We start from the raw sequence: 19,061 nt of genomic DNA on the forward strand, positions 1-19,061 counted from the left end.
TAAAAAAGAAATTATTATTAACTAAGGAAAGGTATCACTTATGGAAAAAATAAAGGAAGTAAAAGCCATAAAATATAAAAACAAAGAATTCAAAGAAGTAAATGAAAAAATTATTAAAGATGAAAATATTAATTTACAAATTAATCATTTACCTCCAAGAAAATTTTCAACATACCCTGAAAACTTAGAAGATTTTGTAATAGGTTATCTTTTAGGAGAAGGATTAATCAACAAAATAGATGACATAAAAAAAATTGAAAAAAATGGCAAAAATATTAATATAAGAATAAAACTTACAGAAATATACAAAGAAGGCGGTTGTATTCTATCAGATTGTGGTGGTGGATGGAGATCAGAAATAAAAAAAATAACTCCAGTGAAATCTAATTTAAAAATAAATGCAATAGATATTCTTAAAAATATGGAAAGATTGAAAAAAGAAGCACCAATATGGAAACAAACAGGAGGTACACATGTAGCACAAATAATTTATAAAGATAAATATATCATTAGAGAAGATGTAAGCAGACATGTAGCCGTAGATAAAGTAATTGGAGCAGCTACAAGGAAAAGTTATGATTTATCAAAATCTTATATAACTTATAGTGGACGAATGCCTTCAGATATGGTTATTAAAATAATAAGAGTAGGAATACCAATATTAATTTCAAATGCAGCACCCTCAAATTCAGGCTATGAAATTGCAGAAAAGGGAAATGTTACAATGATAGGATTTGTTAGAGGAAATAGATTTAATATTTACACAAACCCAAATCGAATCAATTTAAACTAAAAAATAAAGAAAATTATTCTAAAACAGTGTGTCTAGACTTTAAATCACTTTCAGTTTTTCCCATTACTTGCATTAATTCACAAACAAGCCCATCTAAGAATACTAATGAAGTTATTTCAAAAGCAGTCCCTAAAGGAGTTAAAGAAGTGTAATTACCATCAAATTGTCTTTTAAGATAGTCTTGATCATCAACTTCCGCTTTAGTTCTACCTTGAACATATAATATAGCATCAGCTAATTTGCCTAAAGAAGAATTAGGGTAAGAGGTTAAAGCTAAAATTTTAGATCCTCTATTTTTACTTATTTGAACTGCATTAACAATAGTATTAGTTTCACCAGATCCTGAAATAGCTAGTATACAATCATCTTCGTAAATAGCAGGAGAAATAGTTTCACCTACAACATAAGCACTAAGCCCTAAATGCATTAATCTCATAGCAAATGCTTTACCCGCAAGACCTGATCTACCCGCACCTGTAACAAAAATATTTTTAGAAGTAGTTAAAATTTCAATGAATTGATTAATGCTATCTTCATTTAAAAATTCTTCGGCACTTTCAATATTCTTTAACATCGCTTTAATTGATGTTTTCATTAATTCCATAATTTTTAGCCAACCTTAATATTTATAAAAAGTTTCAATAATTTTATTAATAAAATTTGATAATAAAAATAATTATTAAATATATATAATAATTTAAATATTTATAATTATTTATTTTAAAAATAAAAAACAGAGATTAAATCATATGAATGAAAATAATATAAAACCTAAAATCGAATTAGATATTAATGGGTATATTTATAATTACAAATTATTTGAATCATTAAAATCATTACAAAAAACTCAATCCATAAGAAAAACATCAGAAAAATTAAATCTTTCTCATTCTGCATTAGATAGAAAAATAAAAAATGCTGAAAATAAATTAGGGTTTAAATTAGTTAAAAATAATTATGGTTCAGGATCTACTTTAACAAAAGAAGGTTTAAATTTAATTAAAATTTATAATCAATATCAAATTAGACTTAAGGAATCAAATAAAATAAATATTGCAGGAGGACATATAGTTTCTGGACTTTTAGAATCTATTAGCAATGATATCCCATTCGATATATCAGTATTTAGTAGTGATGATGAAAGTGCATTTGAATTAGGTAAAAGGAATTTAATTGATATTTTAGCTTTAGATGATCCATTAATCGGTTTTCAAAATAACTTAGATTTTACAGCCATTGGTTATGATTACCTCACTTTAGTTTCTAATAATAAATCATCACCAATAAAAACAATAGAAGACTTAAATGGGAAAAATTTTGTTAGTGTGAAAGGCAGCGCACAAAGATTAGTATGGGACACTTTAAAACAAAAAAATGTGGAATTTAATATTAAAAAAGAAGTTAAATCCCAATTTGATGCATTTAAAATAGTTAAAAATAATTCAGATTTATACACTTTTTTAAATGCTAGTTATTTTCATGGAAATGATATTTTAAAAGTGGAAACTAATCATATTATTAGCTTAATACAAGTTAATGATAATAAAAAAGAAAATAAAGAATTTATAGACTATATGTTAAATAAAGGTCAGAATAAAATATTTGAACAAGGTTTTAAACCAATAAAACCTTGGAAAATAAATTAATAAAAAAAGATTTTAAAATGTATATTTGTTAAATTACTTTTCATATGGTAGGAAAAATTAGAATAATATTAAAGTATAAAATTTAATATGGATATTGTGAAAATAATTCTAATTAAAATAATTTAAAAATAAAGGTGACTATTTTTATGACAAAAAAAGATTTACTTACAATTGGACATACTGCTTTAGATTGTATAATAACTGTTGATGAATTCCCTAAAGCAAATACATCATCCGCTATTAATTCTATGAAAAATTTAAATGGAGGTGCTGCTGCTAATGTTGCTATGGTTGCTGCTACTATGGGTTTAAAAACTTCTTTAGTATCTGCTGTTGGAGGGGAGTTTAAAAATTCTAAATATGCTAAAGAAATGATAAATAAAGGAATAGATATTGATTCAATGATTGTAGTGGATAACGAAACTACACCTACAGCTTTTGTTTTTACAAATAGTAATAACGATCAAATTAGTTATTTTTATTGGGGAGCAGGTAAGAATTTTAAAAATTCAAAAACACCAGATAAAACTATTGCAAAATCTAAAGCCGTGCATTTAGCTACTGGAGATCCTGATTTTAATTGGAAATGTGGTAAAAAAGCTAGAGCTGAAGAAAAATTAATATCTTTTGATCCTGGTCAAGATTTAGGCATGTATAATCCTAAACGACTTAAAGAAGTTATTGGTGATATTAATATATTATTTGGAAATCATTATGAAATCAAAAGAATACAAAATAGTTTAAATTTAGATATTAATGGATTGATGGAATTAGGTCCTCAAATAGTTGTTAAAAGTTGTGGTGAAGAGGGTAGTAAAATTTATAGTGCAGATGATAAAATTGATATTGAAGCTATTTATAAACCTGCTGTTGACCCAACCGGTGCTGGAGATTCTTATAGAGCAGCATTTTTAAGTAAATTTTTAAATGGATATTCTTTAGAAGAATGTGCTAAATTTGCATCTTCTGTTTCAAGTTTTATTGTAGAAAAAAAGGGTTGTCAAACTAATATTCCTTCTTTAGTAGAAGCCACTAATAGAATGAAAGAATTCTATTAATTTTCTTTTTTTCTATTTTCTTATTTTTCTATTTTTTTATTTTCTTTTTTTTGATTAATTTTATATATAATAAAGTTAAAGTCTTAAATATAATTCAAATAAGCTTAAATTAAATTAAAATTTAATTGATTAAAGTTTAATTGATTTTAATTAAAATTACAATTAAATAAAATAATATAAAATGTGGGTAAAAAATGACTCAATTAACAAGCGCAAAAAAAGGTATAATTACTGACGAAATGAAAACTGTAGCTAAAAAAGAAGGAAAATCTGAAAATTTCATATTAAATTCCGTTAAAAATGGAACAATAGCTATCCCAAAAAACATAAATCACAACATAAAAGCATCTGGAATAGGTAAAGGATTAAAAACCAAAGTAAATGCAACAGTAGGAACTTCAACAGACATAGTAAATTTTGATGAAGAAGAATTAAAAGCTCAAATAGCAATAGACAATGGAGCAGACTGTTTAATGGAGTTAAGTATAGGTGGAGACTTAGATGAAATAAGAAGAAGAATACTAAAAATGTCCCCATTACCTGTAGGAAGTGTACCAGTTTATCAAGCAGCAATTGAAAGTATAAGAAATCAAGGATCCGCAATATACATGGATGAAGATTCCATGTTCAAAACAATAGAAAAACAAGCTAAAGATGGAATTGACTTCATGGCTATCCATTGCAGTGTCAACATTGAAACATTAGCAAGATTAAAAAAACAAGGAAGAAAAACAGGATTAGTAAGTCGTGGAGGAGCATTTATATCTTCATGGATTGTAGAAAATGAAAGAGAAAATCCTTTATACAAAAATTTTGATTACATACTAGAAATCGCTAAAGAATATGATGTAGTAATGTCCATGGCAAATGCAATGAGAGCAGGATCAATTGCAGATTCAACAGATAGAGCACAAGTACAAGAATTAATAGTACTAGGGGAATTAGTAGATAGAGCAAGAGAAGCTGGAGTTCAAACAATGATAGAAGGACCCGGACACATACCACTAAACGAGATTCCGGCAAATGTTACAATACAAAAGAAACTTTGTAGAGACGCACCATTTTATATGCTTGGACCTTTAGTATGTGATATTGCACCAGGATATGATCACATAGTATCTTCAATAGGAGCTGCAGCTTCTGCAAAAGCTGGTGCTGATTTTATATGTTATGTAACTCCTGCAGAACATTTAGCATTACCCTCCCCTCAAGATGTTAAAGATGGAGTTATTGCAACAAGAATAGGCGCATATGTTGGAGACATGGCAAAAGGAGTCCATAATGGAGAAAAAGATTTAATAATGGCAAATGCGCGTAAAAATTTAGATTGGGAAGCACAATATGATGCAGCAATGTGCCCAGAAGATGCACGTGCAAAAAGAGATGAAAGACCTCCAGAAGATTCCGATACTTGTACCATGTGTGGAGATTTCTGTGCAATAAAAATAGTTAATGAATGGTTAGATCGTGCTGAACCGGACTTTTTCGATGATATGCACAATGCAAATTCTGAAAAAAATTAATAATATTAAATGAAGTAAAAAAATCATTTTTACTTCAATAATTTTTTTAAAACAAAACCCAACACTCTTTTTTAAAAAACAAAAACATTAAAAAACTATTTTTCAAAATTCTTAATCTTTTTATAATATGATTTAAAAATATAAATCATAAGAATTATTTGATTCTTATAATTAATATTCTCATTTTAAAAAAAATTTTATTAAAAAATACTAAATTTTATTTATTATTGAAATTAATTAAATTAAAAAAACATACAATTATTATAATGGTGAAACAATGGAACATTGGATAGAACGAATAGTTAATGATTTATATGAAATGGACGTTGACAAACATACTATAGCAAGTGGAACATCTATATCAGGATCCATACATATAGGGAATTCATGTGATGTATTCATAGCAAACGCAATAGGAAAAAAATTAAGAGAACTAGGATCAGAATCTGAAACAATATGGATAGCAGATGACCACGACCCCCTCAGAAAGGTACCTTACCCATTACCAGAAAATTACGACAAATATTTAGGAATGCCTTACTCAAACATTCCCTGCCCAGACGGATGTTGTAAAAATTTTGTAGAACATTTTGAAAAACCATTTTTATCAACATTAAACCAATTCGGTATAGAACTTACAACCAAATCTGGATTTCAAATGTACAAAAACGGGGAATACAATGATTACATAAAAATTGCCCTAAATAAAGCAGATGAAATAAGATCAATAATGAACCAATACCGAAGAACACCATTAGCTGAAGATTGGTTACCATATAATCCTATCTGCGAAAAATGTGGAAGAGTAAACACAACCACAGCATATGATTTCCAAGGCGATAAAGTATCTTACAAATGTGAATGTGGACATGAAGGAGAAGTAGATTTTAAAACAGGAAATGGTAAGTTAACTTGGAGAGTGGAATGGGCTGCAAGATGGAAAATTTTTGAAATAACATGTGAACCATTTGGAAAAGACCATGCTGCAAGTGGAGGATCATATGATGTTAGTAAAATTATCACCAAAGATATTTTTAACTACGAAGCACCATACCCTGTACCTTATGAATGGATTACATTAGACGGAGAAGCAATGAGTAAATCCCATGGTGTATTCTTTACACCTCAACAATGGTTAAAAATCGGACCCGCAGAAAGTCTAAATTATTTCTTATTTAGAAGTAAACCAATGAAAGCAAAAGATTTCTCACCAAAAATGCATTATTTAGATTTAATGGATCAATTTGACACTGTTGAAAAAGTATATTTCAATGAAGAAGAAGCACCTTCAGAAAAAGAAGGGAAAAAATTCAGAAAAATATATGAAATATCTGAAATAACAAATGATAAAACAATGCCTTTTAGACCACCATATAGATTCTTAGTTAATGCATATCAAATAGCTGGAAATGATTTGAAAACAATATATGGAATATTAAAAAGAAATTCACAATTAAGTCCATATTATCAGGAAAAAGAATTTGAAGATTTAACTGAATTAGAATTAGCACAATATCAAGAAAGAGTTAATAATGTTAAAAATTGGTTAGAACTTTATGCTCCAAAATTTGTCAAATTCGAAGTACAAAGAAAAAATATTCCAAACTTACCTCTTCAAGATGCACAAATATCATTTTTAAAAGATTTAGCAGATATTATGGAAGAAAAAGAATTTACACAGTCTAAAGATTTACACGACGAAATGTATGAGATTTTAGAAAAGTATGAATTGAAACCACAAAAAGGTTTTCAAGCTATATATAAAATGATACTAGGTAAAAAACAAGGCCCACGTGCTGCTTCATTCCTTTTAACATTAGACAAAGATTTTGTTATTAAACGATTACGTCAAGAAGCATAAATATTAAAATCTTTTTCTTTTATATTTTTTAAAATATTAAAAAATATTTGTAGAATTACCTACTTTTTCTAGTTCACTATCCCATTGCAATTGATTATTTTTAATATAATTTAAAAGTAAATCCCGACATTCTAAAATATTTAAAACATCCACTTTAACACCATTTTCTCTTAATAAATCTTCTGCACCCATTAAAGATTTATTTTCACCAATTACAACTCTTGAAATATTATATAATAATATTGCACCAGAACACATTGGACAAGGTGAAAGAGTAGTGAATAATGTTATTTCTTTATAATCTTCACCAGATAATCTACCTGCATTTTCTATTGCATCCATTTCAGCATGAAGTATAACAGAACCATTTTGAATTAATTTATTATGTCCTTTAGATATAATTTTATTATTTTTAACTAAAACAGCACCAATAGGAATCCCTCCTTCCATTAAAGAAATTTTAGCCTCGTTAATAGCTATTTTCATAAAAGAAGAATCATTACACATAAAAAGCACAGCTTTAAAAAAAAGTATTAAAGAATTAAAAATAAAAAAAATTCTTTAATTAATCAATCTTTGTAGATTTATTTTTTATTCTATCAAATAATCCTCTTTCGGATTGAGATTTAATAACTTTATTAAGTTTCTTATTTTGTTCTTCAAGTTTATTGATAGTTTTAGTTTTACTAGATAAATCTGTATGAAGTTTATCATTACTTTTAGTACGATTAGATATATTTTCTTTGAGTTTTATAACTTCATCTTCAAGTTTAGCAATTTCCCCTTTCATATTATCCTTTTTATTAGATTGAGACTCTTTAATATTATTTAATTCACGATTAGAATTAGATAGTTCAGTTTTGAGTTTAGGTATAGTGTCCTGATTAAGTTTAGATAATTCTTTATTGATATTTTTTAACTCTGATGATTTTTTATTTAATTCATTTGTTTTATCTTTAAGATTTTTTTGAGTATTTTTTAACTCTTCTGCCAATTCATTAAAAGATTCATCAGATTTTTTAGAATCTTTTTGAGATTTATTAGATTCTTTAGAATTTTCAACTTCAGCTAAACCTTTTTCTTCAATCTCTAAAATTTGAGATTCTAATTCATCGAATCTAACTTTAGCCAATTGAAGATCAGCACCTTTTTTAGCTACACTATCACTTAAATCAGCATTAATTTCTAATTGATTGAAATATTTCTTTGTACTTTCTTCCAAAGCATCTGTTAGCTCTTTTTTAAGTTTTTTAAGCTCTTTATTTTCTTTCTTAAGTTGAGGTACTACATTATTAGTTAAATGGTCTAATTCTTCTGCTTGATTTTTAATTTTTTGATTTTTATCTTTTATTTGTTTCTTTAAAGTATCAATTTGTTCTTTTTCTTCGGAAATATAAACCACCTTTATATATAAGATAAATGATGTAAATTTAAATTATAATAATTTACAAACATAACCTTTAATTATTGTTTAAATATTATTTTATAATTATTTAAAGTTTATTATAAAAAATTTTAAAAATAAGAAAAAATGAGAAAAATAAATTTAGTTAGGATGATAAAAATTTAAAAATGAAAAGAAAAATAATTATTCATTTTCAAATCGACGGCGGTCCATAAGTTCTTGTTTCTTACCAGCATTCCATCCACCATTAGATGATTTTGCATGGCCTACTTGTTGAACGTACCCAGTAATACGATCATACCATTCAACTTCATCAGTTTCACCACATGTTGGACATTTATTGTTTAAACCTTTCATTAATGTTTTACATTTTAAACAAAAGCTTAAAGCTGAACTGTAAGCCCAGAATCCTATATCACTATTTTTAGCAATCTTTTCAGTTAAACTCATTAAACTGTCAGGATCACTGTAAGACTCACCCATGAAAGCATGGAAAATATGTCCACCAGGAGTGTAACGATGATATTGTTCTTCTGTTTTGATTTTACTTACTAATGAAACATCTGTATCAACAGGTACATGACTACTGTTAGTATAGTAATAAGCACCTTGTGTTCCATTCAATATAGCTTTATCCCCAAACATTTCATGATCTAAAGATGCAAATCTATATGCTGTACTTTCTGCAGGAGTTTGAATAGTACTCCAACGTAAACCTGTTTCTTCTTGTAAATCGTGTGCATGGTCGTTTATATATTTTACAACTTTAACACCAAATTTATTACTATCTTTATCTTCTATACCTGCACCAAATAATGCAAGTAACATTTCATTTAATCCATTAAAACCAAAGGACAATGTTGCATTATTTATGTGATAATAAGTATCATCTTCATAGTCTTGGGTGAGGAAAGGTAATATATTCCAATCATTTAAGGCATGTAACCCTTGTTGACGACGAATCATTAATACTTCTTCAACCATTTTCATTTTGTCATCTAATTGTTCAAATACTTCATCTTCATCTTTAGAAGTATATCCCATTCTTGGAAGATTCATTGTACAATAAGCAAGGTTTCCTGTCCGTAAACAATCAGTTTCCCAGTCCCCAGTCCAGTTATCTTGTAATTGTGTTCGGCAACCCATATAATTAGCCATATTTCCACGGTAATCAGGGAACATATTTACAAAATAACTAGATCCATACTTGGCACTTAATTCATGCACTAATCTTAAATCTTCTTCATAATCTCCTTTATAAGTTTCAGGTCTTAAAGTGTAAATAGTATTTGGGAATAAATGAGGTTTTCCTTCAGCATCTCCTTTAAGTAACATTTCAGTAAATGCTCTTTCTATCATACGAGTTTCTTCTTCAAAATCACCATAGGTCCCTACATTTAATCCATTTGGTCCATATGCAGTTACATCTTTTAAGAAGTCAGGCACTCCAAATTCTAATTGCATACTTGTAAATGGTACTTGTGAACCTCTTGCAGCATATGCCATGTTTAAATTATATATTAACATTTGCACACATTGTTTAACTTCTTCATAAGATCTACCACGAGCAAATGGAGCAACAAATACATTCCATAAACTCATAGCTTGTCCACCACTCATATTTTGTTGAGCTGCAAGCATTACTTCCCCAGTATGGTTCATTAATGTTTCCATATGTGAAGGTGCACTAGCCACACTTGTATGATCTCCAGAACCATCAACTTTTAAACCATATTTAATAAAAGATCTTATATCATGTTGTAAACAATTTAACGGTCTAGATGCAAAGTATTCTAAATCATGGATATGAATATCCCCACTCATATGAGCATCTGCTAATTTAGTAGGTAACATATGTAATAATGCATATTGTTTTAATGCTTCATCTGCAACATATTTATGTATGGTTTCAGGATTATGCATCATATTTGCATTACTTCTATTACCATTTTCAATTAAATTAGTAATATTATAAACTGGAATTCCTAAACGTGTATATTTACTTCTTAAATCTTCTAACCCATATTCAACAAGTTTTGTATTAACAATTTCTCTTATCATAGGAGCAGTTAAATATTCAACATCTAATTTTTTAAGCTCTTTCCATACATCTGAAGCAATTTGAAATGCTGTTTCTTGACTTGCACCTGTTTCTTCTATTAATGTATTTGCTATTCTTGATAAATCAAATGGTTCTATTTTATCTCTTGAAGTTCTAACTTTTAAAGTTACTTTTGCTAAGTATTTATTTGCTGCTTCTGGATCAACTACTTCTAAATCTTCATAAACCATTTTTTTAATTTCTTTAGTTGTTATTCCATCATATAATGACCCTACAACATCTGAAACTATTTTTTCACATTCAAAAAATGGAGCTTCAACCATTACTAAAGATTTTAATAATTTTTCATAAGTAAATTTTTCAACAACACCACTATTTTTTACTACAGTTAATTTAACTTTTGGTGTAACTACACCAGTTTTGAATTTGTTTTCCATTATATAATACCCCACATTGGTAATAAATAAAAAATTTCTATTTTTTTTTGTGAAAATAATTTTTTTATATAATAAAGTTATTTATCCTTACTATTATATAAATGTTCGTAACTTTACTAAAGGTTCGTAAATAAACAAAATGAATTAATTATTTTGTGCAAAAATGCATTAATAAATAATTAAATCAAAATATTAAAACCAAAAATCACGGAATCTTAACATATTATACTCTGTGAAAATAAGTATATAAAATTAATCAAAGTATTACTTCAAAGAGAATAAATAAGATAAAAAGAGGAGTAATAAATATTAAATTTAAATAAATAATTAATAATCATTAATTTAAGAGATTATAACTCAATAATAAAGATATAACAACAGAAAAATAGTAATTCTGAATATTAAGGATAGTTAAATAAAATAAAAAAAATTTTAAAAAGTAATACTAAAAAAGATTAACCAAAGAATATATCTAAAGAACTTTGCTTAGATTTATCACTTTCAAATAAAGAATTAATACCAAATTCTTGAATTTCTAATCTTTGAGATAAATAATGAGAAACTGGATATCTATTAACTAAATTTTGGGATATTTCAAGATATTTAGTAACTGAACCTTTAGAAACACTCATAACAAGGTTACCTCCACACTTACATTTACCTGTAAGTGGCATTCTCCTATATTTAGCATTACATTTAGTACATCTAACTTTCTGTCTAGAAAATGCTCGAACATTCCCCATAATATCGGGTAAAAAATGAGAAGAAAGAACACCTTCAACAACACCACGTTGATCAACAGCTCTAACTTTTTCAGCAAGATTAATTTGAGCTTCAACTTTATCAGGCATTGAATTTAACCTTTTATAAAGACAAAGATGAGGTCCAGCATGAATACTAGAAGTATGATGAGAAAACATTAAATTTTCATATTGTTCTGGAGTACCAAGATGCATTCCAACATTATCAACATACTCTAAAAGTTCTGAAGGTTTATATGGCTTTTGAGTTTTTTCAAAAAATTCTAAAGAAAATTTAGACATAATATCTAATTTCTGAGATTCATCATCTATTTCTTCAGGATCAATTCTAGAAGATAAAACTAATGGAGCATCCATACTTCCTCCACGAGTACTTGGAAGATAAGATTTTGAAAAATTAATTAAAGCATCTAACAAAAGAATAACACTGTCTTCATCACTATCACAATTTCTTCTTTTAGCAGAATGGAAATAAGGATGAGCATAACAAGCTAAAGCTTCTGTAAACCCTACAATACGACCTAAAACACCTGCAGATGTATGAGGAGCTAAACCTGCAATTAATTGACCGATTAAATCTTCTTTACAGGTAGCATTATAAAAACGATCCATTCCATAAAATTTTTCTAATAAATCATCTATATAATTGGCCACATTAACTAAATATTCCCCACAATTTGTAGAAACAACAATATCTTGGACTTTTAGTTCGATAATTTGATTTTCATTTTCAATTGGTTGACCATAACAATCATGCTCATATCCCATATCCAAAAGTTTTTTTACAGTAACCCCAATTTCACTTGGGATAAAATGTGTTAATGGTAAATCTGTAGAATCATGTCTAATAGTAGCTTCTTTAAAAGTATATACATTATTTTTAGCTCGTAAAATACCTTTTTCTAAAGGTTCTGGTAGTTTATCCTCAGAAATTAAACCTACAACACCTTTCATTTCATCAACTTGTCTTACTCCAACATTATCTGAGGCTTTTTTTAACATTGCCCCTAAATTAATTGTTCTTGTTTTAGGATTGCCTTTTATAGTTGGTGTTCCACAATTAGGACATAGTGATGAAAATGAAATTGATTGACATTCAGGGCATTTTCTTCTTGCAATATCAACTCTAATATTACCTTTTTTAGCAGCTTCTGCAATTAATCTTCTACTTCCACCATCATGATTTATAGGGAAAAGTGAATGAGGTGCAGGTTTCATTAGTCTTTCTTTAGATTTTTCAGGCCGACCCACACGAGTTCCTATATAAGTAGGAGCTTTATTTTTAATTTCAATATTAGAAATATCATTTAAAGCTTCAATGGTACTATCTTTAGATTCATCTAGATTATTAGTTAAAGTATGTAATAATGCATAGGCTATTTCCGGATTAATTAGTACTTTAGAATCTTTTAATTCATGAGGTATTCCTAATACTTCTAAAATACGTTTTTGGTATGAAAGATCTAAGGCAAAAACTTCACCTTCAATAAAAGAATCTTTAAAAGAATTTAACCATTTGATTAAAGCATTCAAATCTTTTATTGTAACATCATTATAGTAATAGACATAATTAGGGTGTAAAGGAACATCATATTCTTCTGAGAAATTAAATGCTTCCTTAGCAGATAATTTTTCAGTTTCAAGTTTTTCCAAATCTAAATTTTTATTATCATTAATATATTTCTTGGAATTTCTAATTGTTTCAATCCACCACTCTTCACACCAAGCAGCACCTAACATTGGTTGATTGTTTCTTAAAAATTCTCCAAATGCAACTAGCATATCTCCTAAAAAGAGAATTTCAGAAACATTATTTTTAATTTTCTTAGCTTCCTTAACTGTATCCACTTTAATTACATTACCATTTTTAAGTTTAACAATAGGCCCATCAATAGAATCTACTGGAACAACACAAGTTCCTTTACCTGGAAATTCGATTTTTAGTTGAGTACCCACTGCTAAAAATCCCACTAATTCCATAGTTGCAGGATTAACACCCATTGCAGCTAAACCAGTATTTCGAGACCGCCCATATCTTAATCTAAAAGCCCCTTTTTCAGAAGGATAACCTAATACTGGTCTACCACCAATAATATCTTGGATATATTTAGGTGAGGAATCTTCTTTATTTTCATCATCTTTTTCATCTTCTTTAGGTTTTTCATGTGTAAACTCTTTTAACCAATCCCAGCCAGGTAATCCTAATGTATTTGAATATTTGATAATCTTTTTAGCTTTTTGGACAATTCCTTCAATCATAGCAAGAAGTGCTCCACCCCGAATATTATTTGTTTCTACCCTTTCCATATCTTTATGTGAAACTTCAATCTGATCAGTAGCTTCTCCAGTTACTTCAACTGGTATATTACTTGCAGCAGTTCTTACTTCATCAGAAGTTGGAGAATATTGAAGATTAGTAACTTCTGATTCATATAACTCAACTTCTTCAACATATCTTTCTATTTCATCATTAATAGGTTTATAATTACTTAATCCAGTGGCAAGTTTAATTTTATCCCCTAATAAAACAGCTAATGCAGCAGCAGTACCTCCAGCACTACGAATAGGTCCAGCAAAATAAACAGCTAAATATTTAGTATTATCAAAATTCTTTTTAATAGCAACTTTAGCTATACCTTCTAATGGAGCTGCAACAACCCCTTCAGTCAATATAGCTAAAGCAGTCCTTAAACCTTGATCAGCAAGTTGTTCTTTCTTTTCAGCTTCTTTTTCCCCAGTTTCATCAACATCTTGAGAAGCTATTTCAGCAGCTATTTGAAATGCAACTTCTTCCCTACTCATATCATTTTCTAATTCTTTGATTCGTTTAGCTATACCTTCTGGACCTACAAGCCCCTCTACCCTTTCTGCTAAATCCTTTGCTAATGGAATTTCAGTTTTAGTTTCAACATCTAAACCTTTAGATCTAGCTTTATTAGCTATTTCATACAAATCTTTTGTTTCTTGCTCTAATCTTTTGAAATAATCCATTATATCACTAAATAACTGTATTAATTAAAATTTTTATATTATCTATTCATTATTTTTTTTAATTTAGATTTTATATACAAATAATATGTGTATAAAAATTCAATATTAAAATTTTTTTTATTTAATGTTAATAAAAAAAATATTTAAAAATAAAAAATAATTTAAAAATAGAAGAATACTTTTTTCAAAAAAGTAATAAAAAATATTTATTGTTAAATTTAAATTGTTTAAACTGAGTATCTTAAAACGAAACAGAAAATAGCTAAGATAATTGTTACAACAACGATAACTTCAGGAGAAAGTTTTGGTCCTACACTTTCATCATCAAAATATCTTACTAAACCCGCACCACTCATAGGCATACTCATTTTATCATCTTTCTTTGCCATTCAAACACCTATAATTAGTTAAATTGATTAATTTAAAATTGAATTTAATAATAAAATTTAAAAAATTCATATACTATATTTTAGATAAGTTCTTTATACTATTTAAACTTGAGTTAAAAAAAATAAGAATAAATTCTTCATTGTTCAATAGGGAATTTAATAATATATTTTGTACCATTTTCTTTATCAAGAGTTAAATCAGCATTTATTTGGCCAGCTAAACTATAAATAATAGTCATACCTAAAGAATTACCCGGACCAACATCCTCAGGCATTCCCACACCATCATCACTTATTATTAAAATAGCATCAGATTCATCTTTTTTTAAACTAATATTCAAATTACCCTCCTCATTATTCGGAAAAGCATGTTTTGCAGTATTAGATAAAATTTCATTAATTATTAAGCCTAAAGGAATAGAAACATCTAATTTTACTTCAATATCCTCAGCATCAATATTTGTAGTAATATTAGGTTGAGAACTTAAAGCATTCATATCTCTAACAAAAGAAGTCAAAAAACTATTTAAATTAACATGTGCAATATCTTCTGATTCATAAACCTTTTCATGAGATAAGGCCATGGATCTAATTCTTTCACCAGATTTTTCAATAATTTCTTTTTTTGTAGAAGTATCAAAACGACCCTCTAAATTCAATAAACTTATAAGTACTTGCAAATTATTTTTAACATCATGATGAACATCTCTCAACAGCTTTTGTTCACCCACATATTCTCTAGCCATAATCAATTCCTCCAAAGTCTAAAAAAATTTTAATTTTTAATCAAATTTTTTTCAAATTAAATATTCCTCCAAAAATTTTAAAATGAAACATATCAGAGAAAAATTCATTATTATAGTATAATCTATTAAACTTATTATTTAAATTTTAAATTATTAAAAAATTTATAAAAATAAAAATGAAAATTATAATAAAATTTATATACAATACAGAAAAAATAAATAGATATATAAAAAATTTAAAATTTTAAGATTTCCATATCATATTTTTTTAAAAAGATATAATAATTAAAAAATTATTTAATTCTTTTTAAACATTAATAAATTAAAATTTTTACACATAAAACTTTTAAATTAAGGAATTATATTAAGGAAGAAAAAAGATGTCCAAAAAGAAAATTCTTATTGTTGAAGACGAACTCATAACCGCAACTGATATAAAATTTCGTCTTGAAGACATGGGTTATGAGATTATAGGAATTGTTTCAGACGGAGAAAAAGCAATCGAAACAGCATTAAACAAAAAACCAAATCTTGTTCTTATGGATGTTGGTCTGAAAGGAGATATGAATGGAATAGAAGCATCCCAAAAAATATTAGAAGATGGAATAAATGTTATTTATTTAACTGGGCATGATGGTCAAAAAATTCTTGAAGAATCAAACTTTACTAATGTTGATGTAATTAAAAAGCCCTTTGATGATAATGAATTTAAAAACGCAATAGAAGAAAGTATTGGGAAATCAGAAGCAGCAAATAAAGAAACAATTCCAAAACAACCCCAAAAGAAACCAATAAAAAAACCAAATCAACAAAAAGAAAACAAAACTGCAGAAGTTTCTAAAGAAAACAAAGATACCATTTTAGTAGTTGAAGATGAAATGATTACTGCATTAGACATTAAATTAAGACTTGAAGATTTTGGTTATAATGTTCCAGGAACTATTGCTTACGGAGAAGAAGCAGTTAAAAAAGCTGATGAAGTTAATCCCGATTTAATTCTTATGGATATAATGTTGAAAGGGGAAATGAATGGTATTGAAGCTACACAAGAAATACAAAAAACAAAAGATATACCAATTATATTTTTAACTGCAAATACCAATAAAGAGATAATTGAAAATGCATTAAAAACTACACCTTCAGGTTATATATCTAAGCCATTCAATGATCGTGAATTAAAGTATATTATCAAAATTGCAATTAAAAAATCTAAAGATTCTAAAAATTAAAACATTTTGGAGATTAAAAAATTAACGATAAAAGTAGTATATATGATTATGATAAAGAAACATTAATCAATTTAGAAGATTCTTTGCAAATATTAAAAAAAGAATATTTAACTCAAATATACTCATTTATAAAATCAGATGACTGTGTTGAAGCAAGCCATCTTTTATTAAATTTACAAGATTTAAATATAGAAATAAAAAAATTTCAAAAAAGATTAGAAGAACTTGATCAAACTGAAAAAAAATAAAAATTCTATTTTCTAAAGAAATATTAAAACTTTAAATTAAACACTTTCTTGTTCTAAAAATATATCAATTAAAGTATTAAATTCTTTTCTTTTGATTTTTAAACTACCTTTCAATTCATTGACTAAATATTTGAGAATTTTAGTTGATAAATCAGATTGAGCATAAATATTTGTAACACTAGTTTCTACAAAAATAGAAATATGTTTCTGTACATTTAAATCTACTCGCATTATAACTTCTTCTTCTTGATAAGTAGAAACTTCTCTTATTATATTATCTATAATTTCATTTATTATTAATGCTAAGATAATCATTGTCTTTCTGGACACAAAAATATTAGCTAAAACTTTAACATTAAAATTCACATTAGTTACATTATAAAATTTTAATTGAACTTTAATAAATGGATTTAATGTATCAATAACATTAATTGAAGATATATTAGGAGATTCATGTATTTTTTCTTGAATTAAATTTAAAGCATTACGTCTATTCTGAGATTTTTCCACAATGAATTTAGGGCTAAAATTTTCAGTATTTAACTTTAAATCTGTTTGATTCAAAATATTATCTAATATTTTTTGAGATTCATAATGCATCTCTTTAATTGCATTTTCTCTTTGGTCTAATTCATTTAATAATTTATATCTACTTTCATTAATTTCAGTCCTATCTTGGATAAAACCATTAATTGATACAATTTTCCCATTATTCTCATACTGAATTTTAGAGTATAAATATAAATATTTTAATTTACCTTCATCATTTTTAATCCTAAACTCTGAAATTGCATCATTTTTTGTCCTAATAAATTTAATCCATGTTTTTTCAAATAAATTTTTATCTTCATCTATAATGTAATCAAATAAATCAGATTTGAGTGATTTATAAGTTGGTAATTTACCCATAATTGTTAAATATTCAGGAGACCAAGTTATTTCCGCATTATTAATTTTTTGTTTAAACACTGCAATATTTCCAATACTTCTAAGAGTTTGAATCTCATTATTATTATTAAATGAAATTTCATTTAATAAATTTTGTTTAGTAACATCAATAGCTGTAAGTAAAACTGCAGGATTATTTTTATAAGACATTGCAGATAAAAAAATTTTAAAACTACATTCAACACCATTAACTTTTGTTTTTAAATCTTGATTATGATAAAAATATTTACCCTCATTTAAATCGTTAAATGCTTTTAATAATTGATTATCGTCAGCTCCAGGAAAATTCATTCCAGGATACAATTTTAAACCCTCTAATTGTTCTACTGATTTTGAAATTAGATTAGCAAATGAATTATTAACATAAACAATTACTTTATCTTGAATAAAACATATAGCTTCAGATGAAGACTTTAAAACACGCGGAGAAATTTGTTTAAAATATTTATTTCCTATAGATGAAGATAAACATACATAAGAGTGAGGAGTTCTTATAATAGTTATTTTAAAATTATGCATTAAAACATCATCTTGAAAAATGAAAATATTGAATTTACACTCTGAATTCTCCTCCATATTCTCCAAAATTTCTTTTAAACCTAAATCTTTAAAAATAGGAAGGGATTCAAAAAAAGGTTGATTGATTTCAAATTTAAATATGTGATTTAAAACTACATGATTAAAAGAATTTGAATATTTGATTTTATAATCATTTGTTCCCAAATCTAATATCAAATTAGCTGAATCTGAATCGGAACTTTCATTAATTCCATTATCAACTCCATTAGAATAATCAAAAAATGTTTGATCATCAATGAAGACTTCTTTCTTTTCTTCAGACCCTATAAATTTTAAAATAAATTTAATCATTTTTCTAAAAACCTAAAAATAATTTATTATAAATAATAATTTTTTTAATCTTAATGTTTTATATAATTTGTTAAAATATTTATTAAAAACAATA

General features: G+C 26.7%; 15 protein-coding genes. 7 read left to right on the forward strand and 8 right to left on the reverse strand.

What is annotated here, in order from left to right:
- Positions 1–40: 40 nt before the first annotated feature.
- Positions 41–793, forward strand: coding sequence for a formate dehydrogenase accessory sulfurtransferase FdhD (fdhD, locus tag ACA135_RS07580; RefSeq protein WP_409198144.1), 753 nt, complete (start codon positions 41–43; stop codon positions 791–793).
- Between the two features lie 13 nt (positions 794–806).
- Here fdhD and hxlB read toward each other — a convergent pair whose 3' ends face one another.
- Positions 807–1,397: a 6-phospho-3-hexuloisomerase gene (gene hxlB / locus ACA135_RS07585; RefSeq protein WP_409198145.1), complete on the reverse strand. Its 591-nt coding sequence runs from the start codon at positions 1,395–1,397 to the stop codon at positions 807–809.
- A gap of 145 nt (positions 1,398–1,542) precedes the next feature.
- On the opposite strand from hxlB, the gene ACA135_RS07590 reads away from it, so the two are divergent.
- From ACA135_RS07590 to lysS, 4 genes are all read left to right on the forward strand, one after another.
- Complete coding sequence (locus ACA135_RS07590; RefSeq protein WP_409198146.1) at positions 1,543–2,439, forward strand: LysR family transcriptional regulator; 897 nt, start codon at positions 1,543–1,545, stop codon at positions 2,437–2,439.
- Between the two features lie 146 nt (positions 2,440–2,585).
- Entirely contained in the window at positions 2,586–3,497 is a 912-nt protein-coding gene (locus ACA135_RS07595) for a carbohydrate kinase family protein (RefSeq protein ID WP_409198147.1), read from the forward strand.
- Positions 3,498–3,691: 194 nt separating this feature from the next.
- On the forward strand, positions 3,692–5,020 hold the full coding sequence (thiC, locus tag ACA135_RS07600; RefSeq protein WP_409198148.1) for a phosphomethylpyrimidine synthase: 1,329 nt from the start codon (positions 3,692–3,694) through the stop codon (positions 5,018–5,020).
- Between the two features lie 277 nt (positions 5,021–5,297).
- A complete protein-coding gene (gene lysS, locus ACA135_RS07605; protein ID WP_409198149.1) occupies positions 5,298–6,881 on the forward strand; it encodes a lysine--tRNA ligase in 1,584 nt (527 codons plus the stop codon).
- Positions 6,882–6,917: 36 nt separating this feature from the next.
- On the opposite strand, the gene ACA135_RS07610 is transcribed toward lysS, so the two are convergent.
- The 6 genes from ACA135_RS07610 to ACA135_RS07635 form a co-directional block, all read right to left on the reverse strand.
- Complete coding sequence (locus ACA135_RS07610; protein ID WP_409198150.1) at positions 6,918–7,388, reverse strand: nucleoside deaminase; 471 nt, start codon at positions 7,386–7,388, stop codon at positions 6,918–6,920.
- 58 nt (positions 7,389–7,446) lie between these two features.
- Positions 7,447–8,283: a hypothetical protein gene (locus ACA135_RS07615; RefSeq protein WP_409198151.1), complete on the reverse strand. Its 837-nt coding sequence runs from the start codon at positions 8,281–8,283 to the stop codon at positions 7,447–7,449.
- A gap of 186 nt (positions 8,284–8,469) precedes the next feature.
- Positions 8,470–10,785: an anaerobic ribonucleoside-triphosphate reductase gene (gene nrdD, locus ACA135_RS07620; RefSeq protein ID WP_409198152.1), complete on the reverse strand. Its 2,316-nt coding sequence runs from the start codon at positions 10,783–10,785 to the stop codon at positions 8,470–8,472.
- Between the two features lie 455 nt (positions 10,786–11,240).
- Positions 11,241–14,537: a DNA polymerase II large subunit gene (gene polC / locus ACA135_RS07625; RefSeq protein ID WP_409198153.1), complete on the reverse strand. Its 3,297-nt coding sequence runs from the start codon at positions 14,535–14,537 to the stop codon at positions 11,241–11,243.
- A 227-nt stretch (positions 14,538–14,764) separates the two neighbouring features.
- Positions 14,765–14,926: a preprotein translocase subunit Sec61beta gene (locus ACA135_RS07630; RefSeq protein ID WP_409198154.1), complete on the reverse strand. Its 162-nt coding sequence runs from the start codon at positions 14,924–14,926 to the stop codon at positions 14,765–14,767.
- Between the two features lie 137 nt (positions 14,927–15,063).
- Positions 15,064–15,672 (reverse strand): sensor histidine kinase, encoded by a 609-nt coding sequence (locus ACA135_RS07635; RefSeq protein WP_409198155.1) that lies wholly within the window; start codon positions 15,670–15,672, stop codon positions 15,064–15,066.
- 380 nt (positions 15,673–16,052) lie between these two features.
- Here ACA135_RS07635 and ACA135_RS07640 point away from each other — a divergent pair, with 380 nt between their 5' ends.
- Together ACA135_RS07640 and ACA135_RS07645 are read left to right on the forward strand one after the other, a co-directional pair.
- Positions 16,053–16,901 carry a response regulator gene (locus ACA135_RS07640; protein ID WP_409198156.1) on the forward strand — a complete coding sequence of 283 codons (849 nt, stop codon included), beginning with the start codon at positions 16,053–16,055 and terminating at the stop codon, positions 16,899–16,901.
- An 83-nt stretch (positions 16,902–16,984) separates the two neighbouring features.
- On the forward strand, positions 16,985–17,149 hold the full coding sequence (locus tag ACA135_RS07645) for a hypothetical protein (protein ID WP_409198157.1): 165 nt from the start codon (positions 16,985–16,987) through the stop codon (positions 17,147–17,149).
- A 36-nt stretch (positions 17,150–17,185) separates the two neighbouring features.
- On the opposite strand, the gene ACA135_RS07650 is transcribed toward ACA135_RS07645, so the two are convergent.
- Positions 17,186–18,967: a PAS domain-containing protein gene (locus ACA135_RS07650; RefSeq protein ID WP_409198158.1), complete on the reverse strand. Its 1,782-nt coding sequence runs from the start codon at positions 18,965–18,967 to the stop codon at positions 17,186–17,188.
- Positions 18,968–19,061: the final 94 nt, after the last annotated feature.

Source organism: Methanobrevibacter acididurans, assembly GCF_046197875.1.
GTDB classification, from domain to species: domain Archaea; phylum Methanobacteriota; class Methanobacteria; order Methanobacteriales; family Methanobacteriaceae; genus Methanobrevibacter_A; species Methanobrevibacter_A acididurans.